The 16,641-nt window shown below is 57.0% G+C and carries 17 protein-coding genes and 1 pseudogene; 15 read left to right on the forward strand and 3 right to left on the reverse strand.

Going from position 1 to position 16,641, the window contains the following annotated elements:
• Positions 1-57 precede the first annotated feature (57 nt).
• The 5 genes from ACTYOL_RS16840 to ACTYOL_RS16860 all read left to right on the forward strand — a co-directional run bounded on the left by ACTYOL_RS16840 (position 58) and on the right by ACTYOL_RS16860 (position 4,453).
• Positions 58-1,113 carry an aldo/keto reductase gene (locus ACTYOL_RS16840; RefSeq protein WP_444756718.1) on the forward strand — a complete coding sequence of 352 codons (1,056 nt, stop codon included), beginning with the start codon at positions 58-60 and terminating at the stop codon, positions 1,111-1,113.
• 412 nt (positions 1,114-1,525) lie between these two features.
• Entirely contained in the window at positions 1,526-1,825 is a 300-nt protein-coding gene (locus ACTYOL_RS16845; RefSeq protein WP_444758158.1) for a LysR substrate-binding domain-containing protein, read from the forward strand.
• A gap of 443 nt (positions 1,826-2,268) precedes the next feature.
• A complete protein-coding gene (locus ACTYOL_RS16850; protein ID WP_444756719.1) occupies positions 2,269-3,111 on the forward strand; it encodes a fumarate hydratase in 843 nt (280 codons plus the stop codon).
• Positions 3,112-3,121: 10 nt separating this feature from the next.
• Complete coding sequence (locus ACTYOL_RS16855; protein ID WP_444756720.1) at positions 3,122-3,685, forward strand: fumarate hydratase C-terminal domain-containing protein; 564 nt, start codon at positions 3,122-3,124, stop codon at positions 3,683-3,685.
• A gap of 45 nt (positions 3,686-3,730) precedes the next feature.
• The gene (locus ACTYOL_RS16860) at positions 3,731-4,453 is read left to right on the forward strand and encodes a GntR family transcriptional regulator (protein ID WP_444756721.1); all 723 of its coding nucleotides are present in this window, start codon (positions 3,731-3,733) and stop codon (positions 4,451-4,453) included.
• A 265-nt stretch (positions 4,454-4,718) separates the two neighbouring features.
• Here ACTYOL_RS16860 and ACTYOL_RS16865 read toward each other — a convergent pair whose 3' ends face one another.
• A complete protein-coding gene (locus tag ACTYOL_RS16865) occupies positions 4,719-6,047 on the reverse strand; it encodes an MFS transporter (RefSeq protein ID WP_444756722.1) in 1,329 nt (442 codons plus the stop codon).
• 473 nt (positions 6,048-6,520) lie between these two features.
• Positions 6,521-7,717, reverse strand: coding sequence for a CaiB/BaiF CoA transferase family protein (locus tag ACTYOL_RS16870; RefSeq protein ID WP_444756723.1), 1,197 nt, complete (start codon positions 7,715-7,717; stop codon positions 6,521-6,523).
• 155 nt (positions 7,718-7,872) lie between these two features.
• Here ACTYOL_RS16870 and ACTYOL_RS16875 point away from each other — a divergent pair, with 155 nt between their 5' ends.
• The 9 genes from ACTYOL_RS16875 (at position 7,873) to ACTYOL_RS16915 (ending at position 15,724) form a co-directional block, all read left to right on the forward strand.
• The gene (locus ACTYOL_RS16875; RefSeq protein WP_444756724.1) at positions 7,873-8,763 is read left to right on the forward strand and encodes a LysR family transcriptional regulator; all 891 of its coding nucleotides are present in this window, start codon (positions 7,873-7,875) and stop codon (positions 8,761-8,763) included.
• A gap of 705 nt (positions 8,764-9,468) precedes the next feature.
• Positions 9,469-9,684: an AlpA family transcriptional regulator gene (locus tag ACTYOL_RS16880; RefSeq protein WP_444756725.1), complete on the forward strand. Its 216-nt coding sequence runs from the start codon at positions 9,469-9,471 to the stop codon at positions 9,682-9,684.
• Between the two features lie 4 nt (positions 9,685-9,688).
• Entirely contained in the window at positions 9,689-10,567 is an 879-nt protein-coding gene (locus tag ACTYOL_RS16885; RefSeq protein WP_444756726.1) for a ParA family protein, read from the forward strand.
• A gap of 14 nt (positions 10,568-10,581) precedes the next feature.
• Positions 10,582-12,120, forward strand: coding sequence for a ParB family protein (locus ACTYOL_RS16890; protein WP_444756727.1), 1,539 nt, complete (start codon positions 10,582-10,584; stop codon positions 12,118-12,120).
• 16 nt (positions 12,121-12,136) lie between these two features.
• Positions 12,137-12,688 (forward strand): DUF2857 domain-containing protein, encoded by a 552-nt coding sequence (locus ACTYOL_RS16895; protein WP_444756728.1) that lies wholly within the window; start codon positions 12,137-12,139, stop codon positions 12,686-12,688.
• Positions 12,682-13,893, forward strand: coding sequence for an STY4528 family pathogenicity island replication protein (locus ACTYOL_RS16900; RefSeq protein WP_444756729.1), 1,212 nt, complete (start codon positions 12,682-12,684; stop codon positions 13,891-13,893). The genes ACTYOL_RS16895 and ACTYOL_RS16900 overlap by 7 nt, the downstream gene beginning before the upstream one ends.
• Before the next feature lie 150 nt (positions 13,894-14,043).
• Positions 14,044-14,799, forward strand: coding sequence for a PFL_4669 family integrating conjugative element protein (locus tag ACTYOL_RS16905; protein WP_444756730.1), 756 nt, complete (start codon positions 14,044-14,046; stop codon positions 14,797-14,799).
• Positions 14,796-15,290 (forward strand): DUF3158 family protein, encoded by a 495-nt coding sequence (locus tag ACTYOL_RS16910; RefSeq protein ID WP_104883723.1) that lies wholly within the window; start codon positions 14,796-14,798, stop codon positions 15,288-15,290. Before ACTYOL_RS16905 ends, ACTYOL_RS16910 begins: the two co-directional genes overlap by 4 nt.
• Positions 15,291-15,295: 5 nt before the next feature.
• Positions 15,296-15,724 carry a single-stranded DNA-binding protein gene (locus tag ACTYOL_RS16915; protein WP_444756731.1) on the forward strand — a complete coding sequence of 143 codons (429 nt, stop codon included), beginning with the start codon at positions 15,296-15,298 and terminating at the stop codon, positions 15,722-15,724.
• Positions 15,725-15,817: 93 nt separating this feature from the next.
• Here the strand turns inward: ACTYOL_RS16915 and ACTYOL_RS16920 are convergent, their stop codons facing one another.
• Positions 15,818-16,045 carry a hypothetical protein gene (locus ACTYOL_RS16920; protein ID WP_444756732.1) on the reverse strand — a complete coding sequence of 76 codons (228 nt, stop codon included), beginning with the start codon at positions 16,043-16,045 and terminating at the stop codon, positions 15,818-15,820.
• A 140-nt stretch (positions 16,046-16,185) separates the two neighbouring features.
• Between ACTYOL_RS16920 and ACTYOL_RS16925 the strand changes: the two are divergent.
• A pseudogene (locus tag ACTYOL_RS16925) lies at positions 16,186-16,535 on the forward strand (helix-turn-helix domain-containing protein).
• Positions 16,536-16,641 lie beyond the last annotated feature (106 nt).

Below are 16,641 nucleotides of genomic sequence, written 5' to 3' on the forward strand. Positions count from 1 at the left end.
AGTCCTACTCCATCGGAGAGCTTTTTTCATCCACTTCATTCCTATTGGAGATCCATCATGAAATACAAGACTCTCGGCAACACCGGCCTTCTCGTTTCCCAACTGTGTCTCGGCACCATGACCTTCGGTGACGGTAGCGGGATCTACAAGCACATCGGCGCCGCTGGACAGAAAGACGCAGACGATATCGTCAAGGCTGCGCTGGACGCAGGCGTCAACTTCTTCGATACCGCCGATGTCTACTCCGCCGGTGCCAGCGAACAGGTACTGGGGCAGGCCTTCAAAAATCTTGGCATCGCACGCAAAGATTTCGTTCTCGCGACCAAGGTGTACAGTCGAATGGGTGAAGGCCGCAACGATGTGGGCGCGTCGCGTGGGCACATCATGGACGCCGTGGAGGCGAGCCTGAAGCGCCTGCAGACCGATCATATCGACTTGTACCAGATTCACGCCAACGACACGGTGACGCCGATGGAGGAAACGCTGCGCGCCCTTGATGACTTGGTCCGACAAGGCAAAGTCCGCTACATCGGCGTCTCGAACTGGCAAGCCTGGAAGATCGCTCGTTCACTTGGCACCTCTGAACATCGGAATCTGGCGCGCTTCGAAACGTTGCAGGCTTACTATTCACTGGCCGGGCGAGACCTCGAACGGGAACTTGGCCCACTGCTGGAAGCAGAAAAGATGGGCCTGCTGGTATGGAGCCCGCTTGCCGGCGGCTTACTCTCGGGCAAATTCACTCGCAACAATCAGAAGCCTGGCGATTCACGTCGCTCCGAGTTCGACTTCCCGATAGTCAATCGAGATCGTGCATGGAACATCATTGACGTTCTGCTGCCTATCGCAAAAGCCCACGGTTGCAGCCCGGCGCGCGTCGCCTTGGCATGGCTGCTATCCCGACCGGTTGTCACCTCAGTCATCATGGGGGCCAAACGACTGGACCAACTCCAAGACAACCTGGCAGCTATTGACCTAATCCTGACCGAGGAAGAGTTGCGCCAGCTCGACGAAGTCAGCGCACTTCCGCCCGAGTACCCGGGCTGGATGTTGAATACCCAGGGTGCCGACAGGCTAGGTCCAGTCGATCTGTGGTCGGCAGCTAGCACCTCCTGAGACCGGTAACGAGCATCTCGCCTATATCTTCTGCCGTGTCCGAGTCGCCTGCGGTTAGGGCACGGCTGCAGCAAGGGAATCCAAATCATGACCGGCCTCAAATTACTGGCGAATGAAGTACCGCTTACACGGTAAAGAAAACGTGTACGCGATTAGCCGCTCCCCGACATTGGATTGAAAGATGCGCGCGAACTGGCACACGCTGCGCGCCGAAGCCTCGCGACAGAGGCGGGAAAACTGGACATCACATCAATGGCCGCCAGCTGGGCCTTCGTCCTTGGAGCAGCAGCTCGACGGGCGCCTGATGCACCATACTGCTCGGTCGATTTCTGTAACACCCGAACGCGACTAGCTTCTGACCCTGCCCCATGCAAGGTCCATCATCGATCTCGCCGCCTCGGCCCGCAGAGCTATCGCTAGAACTGGAAATGGTGTTGCCGGCAAACTTAAAGTGACCTGCTCTCATGTGTTCGGACGAATTGTACTCATTTCGGTTCTCCGGGACCTTCTTAGAGAGAACCCTGCCCTGAACGTCGAGTTGTTGATGACGGATACCGTCATGGACATCGTTGAGGAAGGGTTAGATCTAGCGATTCGCCTGGCCCGCCCCAAGGATTCAAGCCTGGTAGCAAAACAGCTATCCACAAACCCACGCACTCTCTGCGCAGCCCTTGTCTACATAGATCAATTCGGCCCCCAGGACGCTCAGTGACTGGCGTAAACACGATTGCCTGACACTGACCCAAGCCAAAACATTGGCCCTTTCAAGTAGGTGAAAACCTACAACATCTCAAGGTTGATGGACACGTCAAATGCTGCAGCGCAAACGGCGCTCGTACCGAATGCCTCGAAGACCTTGGCATCGCTTTGATGACGCATTGGTTTTTTTCAAGGAGACTGCATCGGGAGAAATCATCACGTTCGAGCTAGGGCATGTGGCACCTCAACCATTACCGACCTGGACTCTTTTGCCCTCCCCAAATTCCTACCGCAACGAGTACGGGCTCTGGTCGAAGCGCTACAGGACCTAGACCGATGATTTAAGGCTTGTCAGAACGAGGATAAGCTGCGCTTGCTTATTTGGTACGAACTATTATTATGTTCGTACCAATAATAAGTGCTTCTTCATCCGTCACACCTGACCTGAGGTAGAACATGCGTACGATCGAGGTTCAAAACCTAACCGATGCCGTTGCCAAGCTGTGCATACAGGCTTGCCACGAACTGCCAGATAATCTCATCCAGAGTTTTCATACTGCTGCCGAAGAGGAGATCTCACCCCAAGGCAAGTCGGTCCTGCTCAAGCTGATCGACAACGACCAAATTGCCCGTGAAAACCGGGTGTCTTACTGCCACGACACGGGCCTCACTATCGTGTATGTGGAGATAGGACAGAACGTTCGCCTAGTGGGTGGGGATTTTGGTCAGGCGATACAGGCCGGCGTTCGCAAAGGCTACACTGAGGGCTACATGCGCAAGTCGGTTGTCAGTGACCCTCTGCTTCGAGTGAATAGCAATGACAACACTCCTGCGGTGATTCACACCGAGATCGTCCCGGGTAGTGAGGTGAAGCTCACCGTAGTACCGAAAGGCGGCGGTAGCGAGAACTGGAGTACCATGAAATTCCTGCTTCCGGGAGAGGGGGCAGAGGGTGTGAAGAAGTTCGTTGTCGGTGCAATCGAGGCTGCTGGAGGGGCGGCATGCCCCCCGCTAACGGTTGGCGTCGGTATCGGCGGAAGCTTCGACAAGGTTACCGCCATCGCCAAAGAAGCGATCTTGCGAGACATTGGTGTACACAATGAAGCTCCGCACATCGCTGAACTCGAGCGCGAGCTCCTTGACGCCATCAATAAGACTGGAATCGGTCCACAGGGTTATGGGGGAAGCACCACAGCCTTATGGGTTGCTGTAGAGACCTATGCCTGCCACATTACCGCATTGCCTGTAGCGGTGAACATCCAGTGCCATGCTGGCCGACGCGCCAGCGTCACCTTGTGAGGACCATGACATGACTACTCACCGCATCAGCACACCACTGACCGACGATATCATCCTCACTCTCCACGCTGGCGATGAGGTCCTGCTATCTGGCGTGATCTACATGGCTCGAGACGCGGCACACAAGCGCTTCATCGATACCTTAGCCAGAGGAGACGTACTGCCGGTGGACATACGGGGTCAGGTTCTTTTCTACGGCGGCCCCGGCCCGACCAAACCAGGACATGTTATTGGCGTGGTTGCTCCGACTTCTGCTTATCGCATGGATCCTTATGCAGTTGAGCTCTTCAAACTGGGGGTCAAGGGTGCGATAGGCAAAGGAAATCGTGGCCCCGCAATCCGCGATTGCTGTCGCAACACCACATCCGTCTGCTTCTCGGCGATCGGAGGGATCTCAGCAACCCTATTCTCCTGTATCAAATCAGCGGAAGTAATCTGCTATGAAGACTTAAAAACGGAAGCGGTGCAACGCTTGGTGGTTGAAGACATGCCGCTACTGGTAACCAATGATCCACACGGCCAAGACATGTACCAAACTCAAGTGGATAAGTATAGATCTTTGCTGAACGTTTGATCGCGAGCGGGTAAGATGGTTGCCTTAGGACCGTAAGAGGCAATCATGCGCTATACTGAATTGGCCAACATTCTCACCAAACGCATCACCGATGGCGACATTGCCATCGGTGAGCAACTTCCTAGCGAAATCTCCCTTTCTCAGGAGTATCGGGTAAGTCGCAGCACCGTTAGATCTGCACTGAACATCGTCCAAGATTTAGGCCTGATCACCCGTAAGCGTCGTGCGGGCACGATCGTTTCGGCGCACACCCCCACCAACCAATACTCTAAATCTCTGCACAGCATTGAAGACCTCGTCAACTATGCCGCTCACACGGAGCGCAAAGTATACGACAGTGCCGTCATCGTTGCAGATGATGCGGTTGCAGCCGCACTCGAATGCAAGCCTGGAACTCGCTGGCTGAAGATTCGAATGCTGCGCACAGATCTAGCATCAGGCGAGCCACTTTGTTGGAACGAGGCCTATTTGCTTCCAGAAATTGGGGGACACATTGTCGACCTGATACCTGACGGTACTGGACTTCTCTGCCACCTAATACGTGATGAGGTGGGTGTCGCAGTTGCGGACATCAAACAAACTATCGGAGCGGTCGCCGTAAGGGACGAAGCAGCGCGGCAACTTGGCTTGAGTAACGGTGCTCCAGGTCTGCAGATCGTTCGAACTTATCTGGACGATGCAGGAAAGGCCTACCTGATTACCATCAATACTTATGCTGCAGATAAATTCCGCTTTTCATTCTGGATACACAGAGCTGAGGCACCCTAGAGTCTCGCAATGAAAGAAGCTATGTAAGGAAGGTATTAACGCCGAATTGCAATCATTAGACAGCGGGAAGAACCAGTCTTAAGAGAAAGCAAAACAAAAGACTCCACGCGCAGATTTTATGAGTCAACGAAAAACAAAAAGTGGCCGCTTCAAAAAAACTTACACTTTCATCCCTCTATCGTAGCAAAGACAGCATCATGACGCGCTAATATATTGCTTTAGAACCGTGAGGAGGCTCTGCGTGGAAGCCCCCCCACGGGTGACGCTAGCGACGCTCCGTTGAAGTAAATCCATCCAATCCGGGCCGGGAGCTATATTTTACAGAGTTTTTCTCCGCCCGCGTTCGGGACATTAACAGGATGATCCCTCCGACGACTGCACAAGTGCCAAGCATGCAAAGGGCAAAGCGAAAATCGCTTGAAACTGACCTAGTGTATCCAACCATCAGCGGCCCAAAGAATTGACCAATGAACGTTCCGACCCCACTGACGATAGCTACAGCGGGGATAGCCTTACGCATCGGTAAAATTTCAGTAAGACGCGTGAACACGAGAGGCGTAAGCATTTTCAAAGGTAGCCCCATGAGCACGAGTAGAGCAATTTGAATCCAGAAGTATTCGGTAGGTACGCACGCAGCAGCGATCATGATGATACCACTAATTATCGTTGGAATCGCGGCGTGCACGCGGCGCTCCTGATTATGTCGGTCCGATCGTCGAGTGATGTACCACACTCCGAGCATAGTTAGTAAGAAAGGCGCCCCAGAAAGCACACCGACCAAGATTTCGCTAAGATGGTAAGACTTCAGAATCGTGGGTAACCATAGAGTTGTACCGTAGAGTAATACACTATTGAGGCTAAACCCGATGGTAATGAGCCACACTGCCGGTTCATTAAACAAAGCCCACCATGGATCTCTCTCGCTCCCACCATGACTTTTCTGCTCTTCTTTAAGCGCACTCGAGAGGCTCTCCCGATCCTTTTCGCTCAACCATTTGGCCGCATTTAAACTAGAGGGCACCATGAGGAACCAGCACAAACAGAAAATCCAAGCCGGGATACCCTCCACGATCAACATCCAGCGCCAATCCGAGTGAGCCAGGATAGCTCCTGAGATAGGTCCGGCGAGGAACCCTCCGAGCGGTACTGCCAAGTTCCAAATTCCAAACGCACGGCCACGCTCAGGCTTAATAAACCACTGAGCCAAGAGCATAGACACAGCCGCATAAATTGGTCCTTCAGCGAGACCGAGCAGAAAACGCAGGATCAGAACCTGTTCAAAGGTTTTGGTAAAGCCACAAGCAATTGCTGCAGCACCGAACAAAAATAAACTCCAACCTATGAGCCGGCGAGCACCGAAGCGCAATGCCAACCAAGCCCCACCAATCTGCGTAATAACATAACCCCATGCGAAAGCACCGCCAATCCACCCACCCTCTATTGGAGTTAAACCTAGTTCTTGCGTTATATGGGGGAGTGCCATAGCAATATTGGCTCGATCAAAAAAAGAAATCGTATACATGATGAGCACCGCTGGCATAATCATCCGCCAACGCATGACACCCACTACGGAGCGGGGCGATAAATAACTCATTATAGTCACCTATTGTTGTAATTGTCATGGTTCACTGCCCCTCCCACACCTGAAGCGAATAGGGGCCATTTTAAATCGCGAAAGCATTGAAGCTACTAGAAAAAACAAAAAACACTATAGTTTTATTTAAGTAACTGACGAGCCTCATCCATAGCAGGACCGCCTATCATTTTACCGTCTAATATAAATGCACCATAAAATACCTCCCGAATATTGGAAATATGATGCGCAGAATTCGATGCCGGCGGCATGCATTACATGGTGGCCAGCGTTGACGCGAACCACCACGGATCGACCGGGATGTGCATTCAACCAATGCCGTAGGTTATCCCGTGCCTAGTGCTTATCCGCCTCGTCTACTGCATCTTCAAAGTCAACGATGACAACCGAGGCACCGGTTTGGATAGCCTTATAAAATCGATCAGGTCGATTCCCCGGAACAAACAACGCGCTACTGACTAAAAATGGTAGACTCATACTACACCCCTTGCGGCCAACGCACTGATATCTGCAGGCTGGTAACCCAACTCGGCCAGGATGGTTCGGTTATGTTGTCCTACTGATGGAATCGCGCTGATAGCAGGACTGTAGGCGCTGTTTATCCCTGGAGGAAGCATGGTGGTCAAGGCCCCGTTTGGACTATCCACTTTCACCCAGCGTTCGCGGGCTTTTAACTGCGGATGGCGCCAGACGCCGTGCATATCATTGACGCAAGCGCTTGCTATCGATGCTGCCTCCAAGCGCGCCACCACCTCACTAGCGGTTAGTTTCTCAAAAACGCCCAAGATAATTGCACGCAAGTCACTTCGGTTTTTCGAACGTTGCGAATTCGAGTCAAAACGTTCATCGACAGCTAATTCTGGTTGCTGCAAGACCTTTGCACAGAACGCTACCCACTCACGTTCGTTCTGCAAACCCAACATGACGGTGCCCCCGTCCCCTACTGCGAAAGGACCATACGGATAAATTGTCGAATGAGAGGCACCAGCCCGAGCTGGAGGTGACGCGCCCTCGTAGGCGTAATACAGCGGAAAACCCATCCATTCAACCAAGCTTTCCAGCATGCTTAGATCTATGTGACTGCCCTCCCCCGTTTTATCTCGGAGCATGAGGGCTGATAGCACATTTGTGTAAGCATACATGCCAGCAGCGATATCTGCGATAGAACACCCTGCCTTGGCGAAGTCATCGGTTCCGGGACCTCCGGTAACCGAAAGAAAGCCGCCTTCGCTCTGAATCAACAAATCGTACGCTTTCTTATGCTGGTATGGGCCACTCATGCCATAGCCCGAAATATCACATACCACCAACCGCGGATGAGTGGCGTGAAGCGACGAAAAATCGAGCCCCATTCGCGCAGATGCGCCAGGAGCGAGATTTTGAATCAATACGTCAGCTTTTCGAAGCAGCGCTCGCAGTATGCTCAGACCTTCGGCTGATTTAAGGTCAATTGCCAAGCTTTCTTTACTGCGGTTTGCCCAAACGAAATGTGAAGCCAAGCCATTGGTCCGATCGTCATAAGCCCGGGCAAAGTCTCCCACTCCGGGACGTTCGACTTTAATTACTCGCGCACCTAGCTCGGCCAGCTGTCGTGTGCAGAATGGTGCTGCGATGGCATGCTCCAGACTGACGACTACGACGCCCTCGAGCGGGCGTACAGATGTACTCATGGTGATGACTATCCTCAGATACGGGCGCGGACACAAGCTAATGGCCAACCCAGCGTTGTTGTTCTGAGGCAAATCATGCGAGGCTACCTGCGTTCCGTAAAGAACCGATTACTAAACGGTGCATTAAACAAACATTAACGCAGAGTGATTCATCCATGCATATCGATTTGGTAGATCTTCGGCTTTTCGTTCATATCGTAGAAGCAACCAGTCTCACCCAAGGTGCACGTCGCGCTTTCATCTCACCAGCCGCTGCTAGCGTGCGGGTCAAGTCGATGGAAAGCCAGGTAGGGGCGCACCTGTTCTACCGCGGGAACCGAGGCGTCGAGCTCACAAGCGCTGGAGAAAGACTACTCAAGCACGCACGTTTGGTTTTACGTCAAATGAGTTATTTAGAATCGGAGTTTGCTGAGCTTGGAACTGACGGCACAGGGCATATCCGAATTTTCGCCAATACGACGGCAGTCACTGAAATCATGCCAGATATACTTTCTGGCTTCCTCGCCACTAATCCTGGCGTCACTGTGGATCTGCAGGAGCGTTTAACGAAAGATATCGTTCGCGGTGTATTAGACGGCACGAGCGATATGGGCATCGTTGCAGGACCGCTAGTCACTCGCAACTTGCAAGCGATTCATTTCAGCACGGACAAACTGGTATTAGTAGTCCCTTTAGAACATGAGCTTGGCAAACGGGCCTCTATCCGGTTAGTGGATGCACTAGATTATCCTCATGTCGGATTGCAAATGGGCAGTACACTGCAACAGTTTATGGGCGAGCAAGCCGAACTACTAGGGAAGCCCTTACGCTTGCGAGTGCAAGTCTCGAGCTTCGAGGCTATATGCATGATGGTCGAAGCAGGCGTCGGAGTTGGCGTCATTCCAGAGTCAGCAGCGGCCCGTCATAGCGCCACAAAGCGCCTCCGATCAATCGTACTAGACGAGCCGTGGGCAGTCCGTGAACGAAGCATTCTTGTAAGGGAATTCAATGCCCTGCCTGCGTGCATCCATGCTCTAATTGGTCTTATGACCAACCAAATGAGTTGATATCACTGCTCCACGTATGAGCGACAGTTGAAAACGCGCAAGCTGCGCTTATACTTTTTCGAACGTATCAATTTCCAGTGAAGCTGGCCTATATAGTTTTCAGGTAGCTACGCTTGGTGCCACTCACAATGGCATACCAGCTATGCGCTGAACCACCCGAAAGAAAAGCCCGAACTCCTGCCCCCAAGGAATTCCACCATCTCAGGCACGTGACCTTAAACGCTTTCTTGGCTGTGCAAGCCGAACGGGACTTCTATGCCCGTGAGTTTGAGAAATGCATGAGGCCTAAGATTATGTTCTCGAGGAAATGACTGTCTATAAGCGCCAGAAGCAAGAGCTCACGGCACAACTTGATGCAGCTGGATCAGCGTCTGACGCTTCCGCGAGCGCTCACTACACAATCATCAGCACCCCGCTGGCGGTCATAGCAGGTAAGTAGTCCGGCCAAGTGCAATCGATCTACAAAAACCCGACGGCGGTAGTCCAAACCATTTTGGCTCGACTCCCTGGTCTACAGGGTTTGAGCAAACGCACCCTTGATCGGAAATCTGCGCAGGCACGCCGTCTTTTCGCCTAGGCGGTGGAGGCCTTGCGCCGAATTGCCAGGCAATGCCCGCCATTGCCTGGCAATGATTTCTCACCCCAATGAGCCTTCACTGACTATCACATCCCACTGCGCACCACATGGTGCTACGGAGTGACATCATGCAACCGATCAGCCCTGCTCCTCTGCCTACCGACCGCCACATCATGCGTCGCGATGAGGTCGAACAGAAAACCGGTTTCAAGCGCTCGCACATCTACAACCTGATGAAGGCCGGCCGTTTCCCGCAATGCCGACGCATAGGCACGCGTGCCGTCGGCTGGGATTCACTGGAGATCGAGCAGTGGGTTCAAGAGCGACTGACGGTCCGGGAGTAGTGCCATGCACGTCCTCTCGCTGATTTCGACCAAGGGGGGCGCGGGCAAGACCACGGTCGCCGCCAACCTGGGCGGAGTACTCGCCGATGCGGGCTTTCGCGTATTGCTGCTGGACCTGGACAGCCAACCGACGCTGTCCAGCTACTACGCGTTGTGCGCACCCCGTGAGGCCGGCAGCTACGAGCTCATCGCCCAGGGTCTCACCGCGCCTGAGCAGGTCATCTCCACCACAGTCATTCAACATCTGGATCTGATCGTGTCCAACGACCGCGCCGGACACATCAGCACCCTGCTGTTGCATGCAGCCGATGGCCGCCTGCGTTTACGCCACCTGCTGCCGGCCTTCCAGGATTACTACGATGTACTCATTGTTGATACTCAAGGCGCACGCAGCGTTGTGGTCGAGATGGTCATCCTCGCCTCCGATTGCGCTCTGTGTCCGGTCCCACCGGAAATGCTCGCCGCGCGCGAGCTGCGCCGTGGCACCCTGGGGCTGTTTGACGAATTGGAGCCCTACCGCTACCTGGGGGTGGCGTTACCATCGGTGAAGCTGTTGCTCAACCAGGTCAACGCCAATCGCCGCGATACCCGCTTAATCATGCAGAGCCTGCAAGCGTCCTTTGAAGGCGATCCCCACGTCAGCGTATGCGCCACGGTCATTCCCGACCGCGTGGCATACCCCAATGCCGCCTCGCTGGGGCTACCTGTGCACCGGGTCGAGCCCACCCCGCCACCCAGAAGCCGCAGCCCTTGTGCCGCGGAGGTGATGCGCGCCTTGGCAGTCGAATTGTTCCCGCAGTGGGTCAAGCGGCTGGTGGGGGCCGGCCCGCAGATGCCCAGTCAGCGATCGGCAGTCGAATGCCGGCTGATCCGTCGCGGCTGATCGGAGGATGTGTGATGAAACCGCCGACCTCCGAAGACATCACGCGTCAACTGCAGCAGGCGCATTTCCCACAAAAAAACGACCTTGAGGCCACGGTAGTGCCGATCGGTGACACACCGATGGTGGTCAGTCTCGAGCAGTTGCGCCCCTACGAGCTCAACCCACGCATTGTACGCAACCCGCTGTATGACGAGATCAAAGCCTCGATTCGCGAACGCGGCCTGGACCAACCTCCTGCCATTACCCGCCGCCCGGAGGAGTCACACTTCATCATCCGCAACGGCGGCAACACACGCTTGAGCATCCTCGGCGAACTTTGGCAGGAAACCCGCGAGGAGCGATTCTTTCGTATTCATTGCCTGTTCCGGCCGTGGCAGTCCGAATGTCATGCCTTGCTCGGGCATCTCGCCGAAAGCGATTTGCATGGCCAGCTCACGTTCATCGAGCGGGCATTGGCCGTGGCGAAACTTCTGGACATGTTTCAGGCGTCGGACAGCCCCCTTAGCCAGCGCGAGCTCTCCTCACGCTTGAGCCAGGGTGGTTATCCCATCTCCCAATCCCATATCAGTCGCATGTTTGACGCGCTGGAGCATTTGCTGCCAGCTATTCCACAGGCCCTGTATGCGGGTCTCGGCAAACCCGCTATCGATCGCCTGATAACGGTAAGGCGTCGCGCCGAATCGAGCTGGAATCGCTATTTCGGTGATGCCCAACAGTTCGCGCTGCTATGGCTGGAGGTGCTGTCGGCGTTTGACGGTGAAACACCCGAGCTGGATGCGAGCGAGTTGCAGGACGAACTGATTGCCCAGATGGCGGTGGCGCTACAGCAGACACCCCGCCTGCTGGCCCTGGAAATGCACCAGGAGCAACGCGTTCCGCCTGCGTTATCGCCCGCCCCTCCACCCGTGCCGCAGGATCTGGCAGACAAACCTGTGGAGTCGCCATCTACCCTTGAGGTCGCGTCTGGAACATCCACGCAGTTGCCCAGCCCAGACCCGGCAGATTCTGGCAATGGTCCCTCGCTGGTGGTGGAACCACGCCTGCCCTACATTCGCCAGGCATTGAGCGACGAGCCGCCTTCTACGAAGACCACCGATGGTGTGGCAGCCGTTCAGCCACATCTGGGCTCATCTCCATCGTCCCCCGCTTCGCCGGACGACATTAACATCTTACGTGAACGCTGTGCGGAATTGGCGGCCAACCTTGCCGATTATGCTGATGCCGCAGCCTTGGTCAGCCCGCACCCTGATGGACTCGGGTTCACGCTGTCACCTGAACACAGCGATCGGCTTAGCCCGCGACACACCGGCATTCAGCTGATCCTCTCGGCCTTGCTGCGCCTGCAGGATGATGTGAGCTGGAGCCAACGCCAGCAGTTGCCAGCCGCGTTGTTTGGTCAACTGCTGATCGGCGTCTACGAACTGCCCTTTGCCGAGCGCCCTGCCCTGACCGTGGGCCTCGAACGACTCCCCGATGCACAGCTGGAGCAGCTGTTCAGGCTGATCCGACACGCTCGGCAGTTGATCGAGCTGACGCTGTCCTCCACTCGTTAACGTGAGGAACTGCCTCATGAGCACGACCTTCAATCTGTTGAACCATGCCATGTTGAATCAGGTGCTGCATGAGCTGCGTCATGGCCGTCTGCAGCGCTGCAAAGCCCTGGGCCTGGCCGACGAGGACATCGAAGTGCTGCAGTCGCTGCCGCCGACCACCTTGTCGCACCTGGCGCATTCGTCGATCGCCTGGGTCGAGGTCAAAGTCGACACCACCGTGCTGCGCCGCCTGATTGTCCAGGCTGAACGCGATGAACAGAACGAGCGCCTGATCAACCGCGCGCTTAAGTTGGGCGCGAGCTCCAACATCATGTACCGCTGCTTCGGCCTGGACCATTCGGAAACCGCCCTGCGGCGCCGCGTGCTGAAGATCGAGACCCACCGCGGCCGCCCGGTCCAGCTCAGTGAGGCGCAGGAACATGCGGTGTGGAACCGCTGGAGCCAGCTCCGGGCGGAAGATCCGGACAATGATCCGCTGGACACGATGATGATGCTCGCCGAGGAGCAGCAGATCAGCCTGACCCTGATTTGGCAACAGGTCGAACTGTACGGAGGTGCGCCATGCTGAGCTTCTACGAGGTCGATTGGCAGGACGTGGTGCGCCAGTGCTATGAAGCACTCCGGCGGCGTAACGAGTGGCAGGCAACACAGGCCAAGTTGGCCGCTGCCACCGAGGAAGCGCCGCTGCGCACGATCTACTACGGCGACAACCATCCACTGCCACAGGCGTTGCTGCTCGACCGTCGGCTGACCCCCTTGGAGCGCAACACCTGGCAGGTGCTGCGCTGGCTGATCACCGAGCGCCAAGTGAAAACGCCCCGCTACCAAGACCTTCAGCCCTACCTCGCAACCAGCCCCTGTGGCACCCAGGCATCGCGCGAAACCATCGCCCGTGCACTGAACGTCTTGCGGACCACCCGCTGGCTCAGCCTGGTCGACCGCTCTCGCGATACCCAAGGTTGCCTGCGCGGTTGCGTCTACGTGCTGCACGGTGATCCGCTGACCCCGGCCGAGCAGCTCGAGCTGGACACCGGCTATGCGCAACTGCTGCAGCAGAACCTCACCCATGCCACCAAGGGCGTGCGTGATGTGGCGCAGCATGTGATCGAGGAAATCCTGGTCGACCCGCAGGTCGCCCAGGCGGACAAGGACAGGCTCCGTTCGATTCCCGCCGCGGCGCAGCAACAAGCGCTACCTTTGTCTGACGCGGAAGATTCCGAACTTGGCCACAGCCACCCCGTTCGGAATTCTGGCAGCTCGGCCACCGAATCCGAACCCTGCGACAATGCACCGGTTGCGGCTGTAGTTCGGAATGCCGACGCCGGCCGTACCGTACAGAAAGACAAAAGCAAAAAAAGTACGGTACTGGCGCAGGTGGAGTTTGGCCGAGCGCGATGGCCGGAGGGTCTTCCGCTCAACCCGACCGAGCGACGCATGGCCGCCCAGGCGATGCGTCAGCTCGAGCCTGAACAGCAACAAGCGGTGATCAACGAAGCGGCGGTGCGCTGCGCCCGCGGCGAGATCCGCAAACCAGTCGCCTACTTGATGGGTTTGATCAAGCGCGCCTGCCAGGGCGAATTCACCCTCTGGGCGGCCCGCGCCGACGCAACAACGCCTGCGGCTGCGCCGTCACGCGCGTCAAGGCCGGAGTCAGTGTCGCCGCCGGCCAGCGAACGGCCACGCCGCAGCGGTCAGCGCACCGCTTCGCCACTCGCCCTCGCCTGCCTGGAGGAACTGAAGCAACGCTGTCGCGGCCTCGGTGCAGCATCATAAGCGCTGGACGTCTGTGGAATTGATGCCACTGCCATCAAATCCATACTGATCCACTGCCGGTAATGCGAGCATGTCAGCTTCACGTTGATCCTCCTCGGCCTTCACCGTTCAGCCCATCGTCGGCCTCACTTCGAAGGCGAGGTACTGGCAATGGCCGATCACTACCAGCTCAACCTGGGCTCCTTGCGCAGCAGCATCACCCTCACCCTGCACACCCACCATGCGGCGCGATTGTGGCAGGGCCGTAGCCGACGCGACGGAGTGCACCCGATTCTCGGCATGCCCGGCTACATCGCGGTGACTAACCTGCTCAAACAGGCGAGCAGCCAGGACGATCCGTACGCCGACTGGTTCATGCTGCAGTTGGAGGAGAAGTTGCTGCAGGCCAAGGCCCAGATACGCACCCTGACCCAGCAAATCAGCCACGTCGAGCGCGCCCTGCCGACCCAGGTCGATGTCGGCGACAACCTTAACATCCACCCCGTCACCCTGCCGCTGTTCATCGGCAGCCAACTGGGCTTTCTCGCCATCTACCTGCTGACCGACTACGACGTCCTGGTCCGTCGGGTACTGCTCGCCCACCACACGGCGCTGATCGGTCGCATGGACATGGAATCCTGGATCGATGGTGGTGCGCATGTCCTGCGCAGCCTGTTAGGCCTGGCGCAGCAGTACCGCGTGGCCGGCGTCAGCCGGGATGACATGGCCGCCAACAACGCCCGCGCGCGCGAAGCCATCGACAAATTCGGCCTACCGCCGCAGGACATTCTGGAAGGGGCCCGTCGTTCCCAATTCGCCCCACTGATTGCCCGCAGCGGCGTTGCTGCGGTGACCGAAGCCCTCGAAGCGCCAGAGGCCGAGCCCCCGCCCACACCGGATGCGCCAGTCGACGGAGGTGACGTATGACCCTCGCTGACGCAATTGCCCGACGTTTGTCTGCAGAGGCCTATCGCGAGTTTGCACAAGGTGCCTCCCTAAAAGGCCTTTTAAAGCCTTTTAAGGGTAAGGGGGAGCTGCAGCAGTTCGCCGAGACGATCCTGCGCCTGCGCACCCAGGTCGCCGAATTGATGGGCGTGATGCTGGCGATCATGGCGCAGCCCCCCTTCTCGCTGCTGGACCTGCGACTGGTGGTCCAGCACAGCGCGACCGGCACCGACTTTTTGCGCTGGCGCAGCCCGGACTTTCAGCGCATGGGCGTGGCGGTGTGGCAGGAGGCGATGGTTCATCCGTTACTCCACCCCGAGCTGCGGCAGGCGCTGTATCAGCTGGAGACCAACCGCGTGGTGCTGAACCTGCAGATGAGCAGCCTGCAGTCACTGTATCGCCAGGCCATCGCCGGTGCCAGCAAGCTCGAGGTCGCCGAACTCGCCCTTTCCCGTTCCCCCACCGAGGAGTAGCACGCATGAGTACGTTCTTTGTTGGCGAAGGCAACATCGGCAGCATTCCTGAATTCCAGGAGTTCAACACCAACCCTGAGGAACCACGGCGCCTGTTGCGCTTGAACGTGTATTTCGACAACCCGATACCGCGTGAAAGCGGCTACGAAGATCGTGGCGGCTACTGGGCCCCAGTCGAGCTCTGGCACCGCGACGCCGAACACTGGAGCACCCTGTTCCAGAAGGGCATGCGCATCCTGGTCGAGGGTCGGACGGTCAAGGAGGAGTGGGAAGACAGCGAGGACAATGCCCGGGTAACCTTCAAGGTGGAGGCTCGGCGTATTGGCATCCTACCGCACCGTCTGGCGTCGGTGTCCATGCGCGAAAAGGCCCAGGAAAACGCCGGTTCCGAGCGCAAGGGGGCCAGCAAGAAGGCGTCGCGCAAGACGACTTGAGCGGGTGGATCTCAGTGGAATCATGGCCCGCAGCGCGATATTGCTGGGCCTGTGCAGCCTGCCCGGCGGGCAACCACGATGCCTGCTGGGCTTTTACTCTCGCCGGGCTTTCCCCCGTTGGGCACCCTCCAACAACTGCGACACTTCCTCCAGGTACTGGTCCAGGGCAAGGAATGCCCGCCAGTGCGCCGGACTTTCCTGGACCCAGTCGATCAACCTGGCGCGCGCCTCGAGGTCGTCCGGTTCCAGGTGGGTGGCCATGAACAGCTCATAGGCCTTGAGCGCTAGCACATCCGCCTCACTCTGGTTTGATCCGTGCAAATCGCTGCCTCCCTGTTGACGGGCGGGTCATACAGCTATTTTTGGTGATACGCCTAAAAGGCTTGTTAGCCAACCTTTTGGGTCGTTCATATCTTTGGGTGGCTGGTCAACCATATGGGTCGAATTGGAGAGCGTCCCCGTTGCCAGTCAAAGAGCCTAGCCCACATCACATTGGCCGCCAGTTGGCGGAGTATCGTCGCGCCCGTGGTCTGACCCAAGCGAAGGTAGGCGAGTACTTGAAAATCTCCGGTGAAGCCGTGTCGCGACTCGAACGTGGCCAGGTTGAGCTCTCCGTGAGTAAGCTGCTGCAACTGGCCGACCTTTACGGTTGCCCCGCCGATGAGCTGCTACTGGCCATCAGCCCTCGCCCCAGGACCAGGACCAGGACGTGCAGATCACGTCGATCATCAAGGCGCTGGGCGAAGCAGATAAGCAGTTTGCCTTGGAGTTTCTGCAAACGCTGGCCACCCACCTGGCCCAGCGCAAGTAACCGTCTGCCGGATCTCGCTGCACACCAACAGGAGCGCGGCGGCTTCGGATTATCGCTGGTGCTCCCTCCCCACCCCGCCACCCTGTCGGTACCCACCGAGAGGGCC

Origin of the sequence: Pseudomonas sp. A014, assembly GCF_052378495.1 — a bacterium.
GTDB classification, from domain to species: Bacteria; Pseudomonadota; Gammaproteobacteria; order Pseudomonadales; family Pseudomonadaceae; genus Aquipseudomonas; species Aquipseudomonas machongensis.

What these genes read in the sequence shown, in the direction of transcription:
- ACTYOL_RS16840 (WP_444756718.1), top strand. Translation starts at nt 58, where the DNA reads ATGAAATACAAGACTCTCGGCAACACCGGCCTTCTCGTTTCCCAACTG.
- ACTYOL_RS16850 (WP_444756719.1), top strand. Translation starts at nt 2,269, where the DNA reads ATGCGTACGATCGAGGTTCAAAACCTAACCGATGCCGTTGCCAAGCTG.
- ACTYOL_RS16855 (WP_444756720.1), top strand. Translation starts at nt 3,122, where the DNA reads ATGACTACTCACCGCATCAGCACACCACTGACCGACGATATCATCCTC.
- ACTYOL_RS16860 (WP_444756721.1), top strand. Translation starts at nt 3,731, where the DNA reads ATGCGCTATACTGAATTGGCCAACATTCTCACCAAACGCATCACCGAT.
- ACTYOL_RS16865 (WP_444756722.1), bottom strand. Translation starts at nt 6,047, where the DNA reads ATGAGTTATTTATCGCCCCGCTCCGTAGTGGGTGTCATGCGTTGGCGG.
- ACTYOL_RS16870 (WP_444756723.1), bottom strand. Translation starts at nt 7,717, where the DNA reads ATGAGTACATCTGTACGCCCGCTCGAGGGCGTCGTAGTCGTCAGTCTG.
- ACTYOL_RS16875 (WP_444756724.1), top strand. Translation starts at nt 7,873, where the DNA reads ATGCATATCGATTTGGTAGATCTTCGGCTTTTCGTTCATATCGTAGAA.
- ACTYOL_RS16880 (WP_444756725.1), top strand. Translation starts at nt 9,469, where the DNA reads ATGCAACCGATCAGCCCTGCTCCTCTGCCTACCGACCGCCACATCATG.
- ACTYOL_RS16885 (WP_444756726.1), top strand. Translation starts at nt 9,689, where the DNA reads ATGCACGTCCTCTCGCTGATTTCGACCAAGGGGGGCGCGGGCAAGACC.
- ACTYOL_RS16890 (WP_444756727.1), top strand. Translation starts at nt 10,582, where the DNA reads ATGAAACCGCCGACCTCCGAAGACATCACGCGTCAACTGCAGCAGGCG.
- ACTYOL_RS16895 (WP_444756728.1), top strand. Translation starts at nt 12,137, where the DNA reads ATGAGCACGACCTTCAATCTGTTGAACCATGCCATGTTGAATCAGGTG.
- ACTYOL_RS16900 (WP_444756729.1), top strand. Translation starts at nt 12,682, where the DNA reads ATGCTGAGCTTCTACGAGGTCGATTGGCAGGACGTGGTGCGCCAGTGC.
- ACTYOL_RS16905 (WP_444756730.1), top strand. Translation starts at nt 14,044, where the DNA reads ATGGCCGATCACTACCAGCTCAACCTGGGCTCCTTGCGCAGCAGCATC.
- ACTYOL_RS16910 (WP_104883723.1), top strand. Translation starts at nt 14,796, where the DNA reads ATGACCCTCGCTGACGCAATTGCCCGACGTTTGTCTGCAGAGGCCTAT.
- ACTYOL_RS16915 (WP_444756731.1), top strand. Translation starts at nt 15,296, where the DNA reads ATGAGTACGTTCTTTGTTGGCGAAGGCAACATCGGCAGCATTCCTGAA.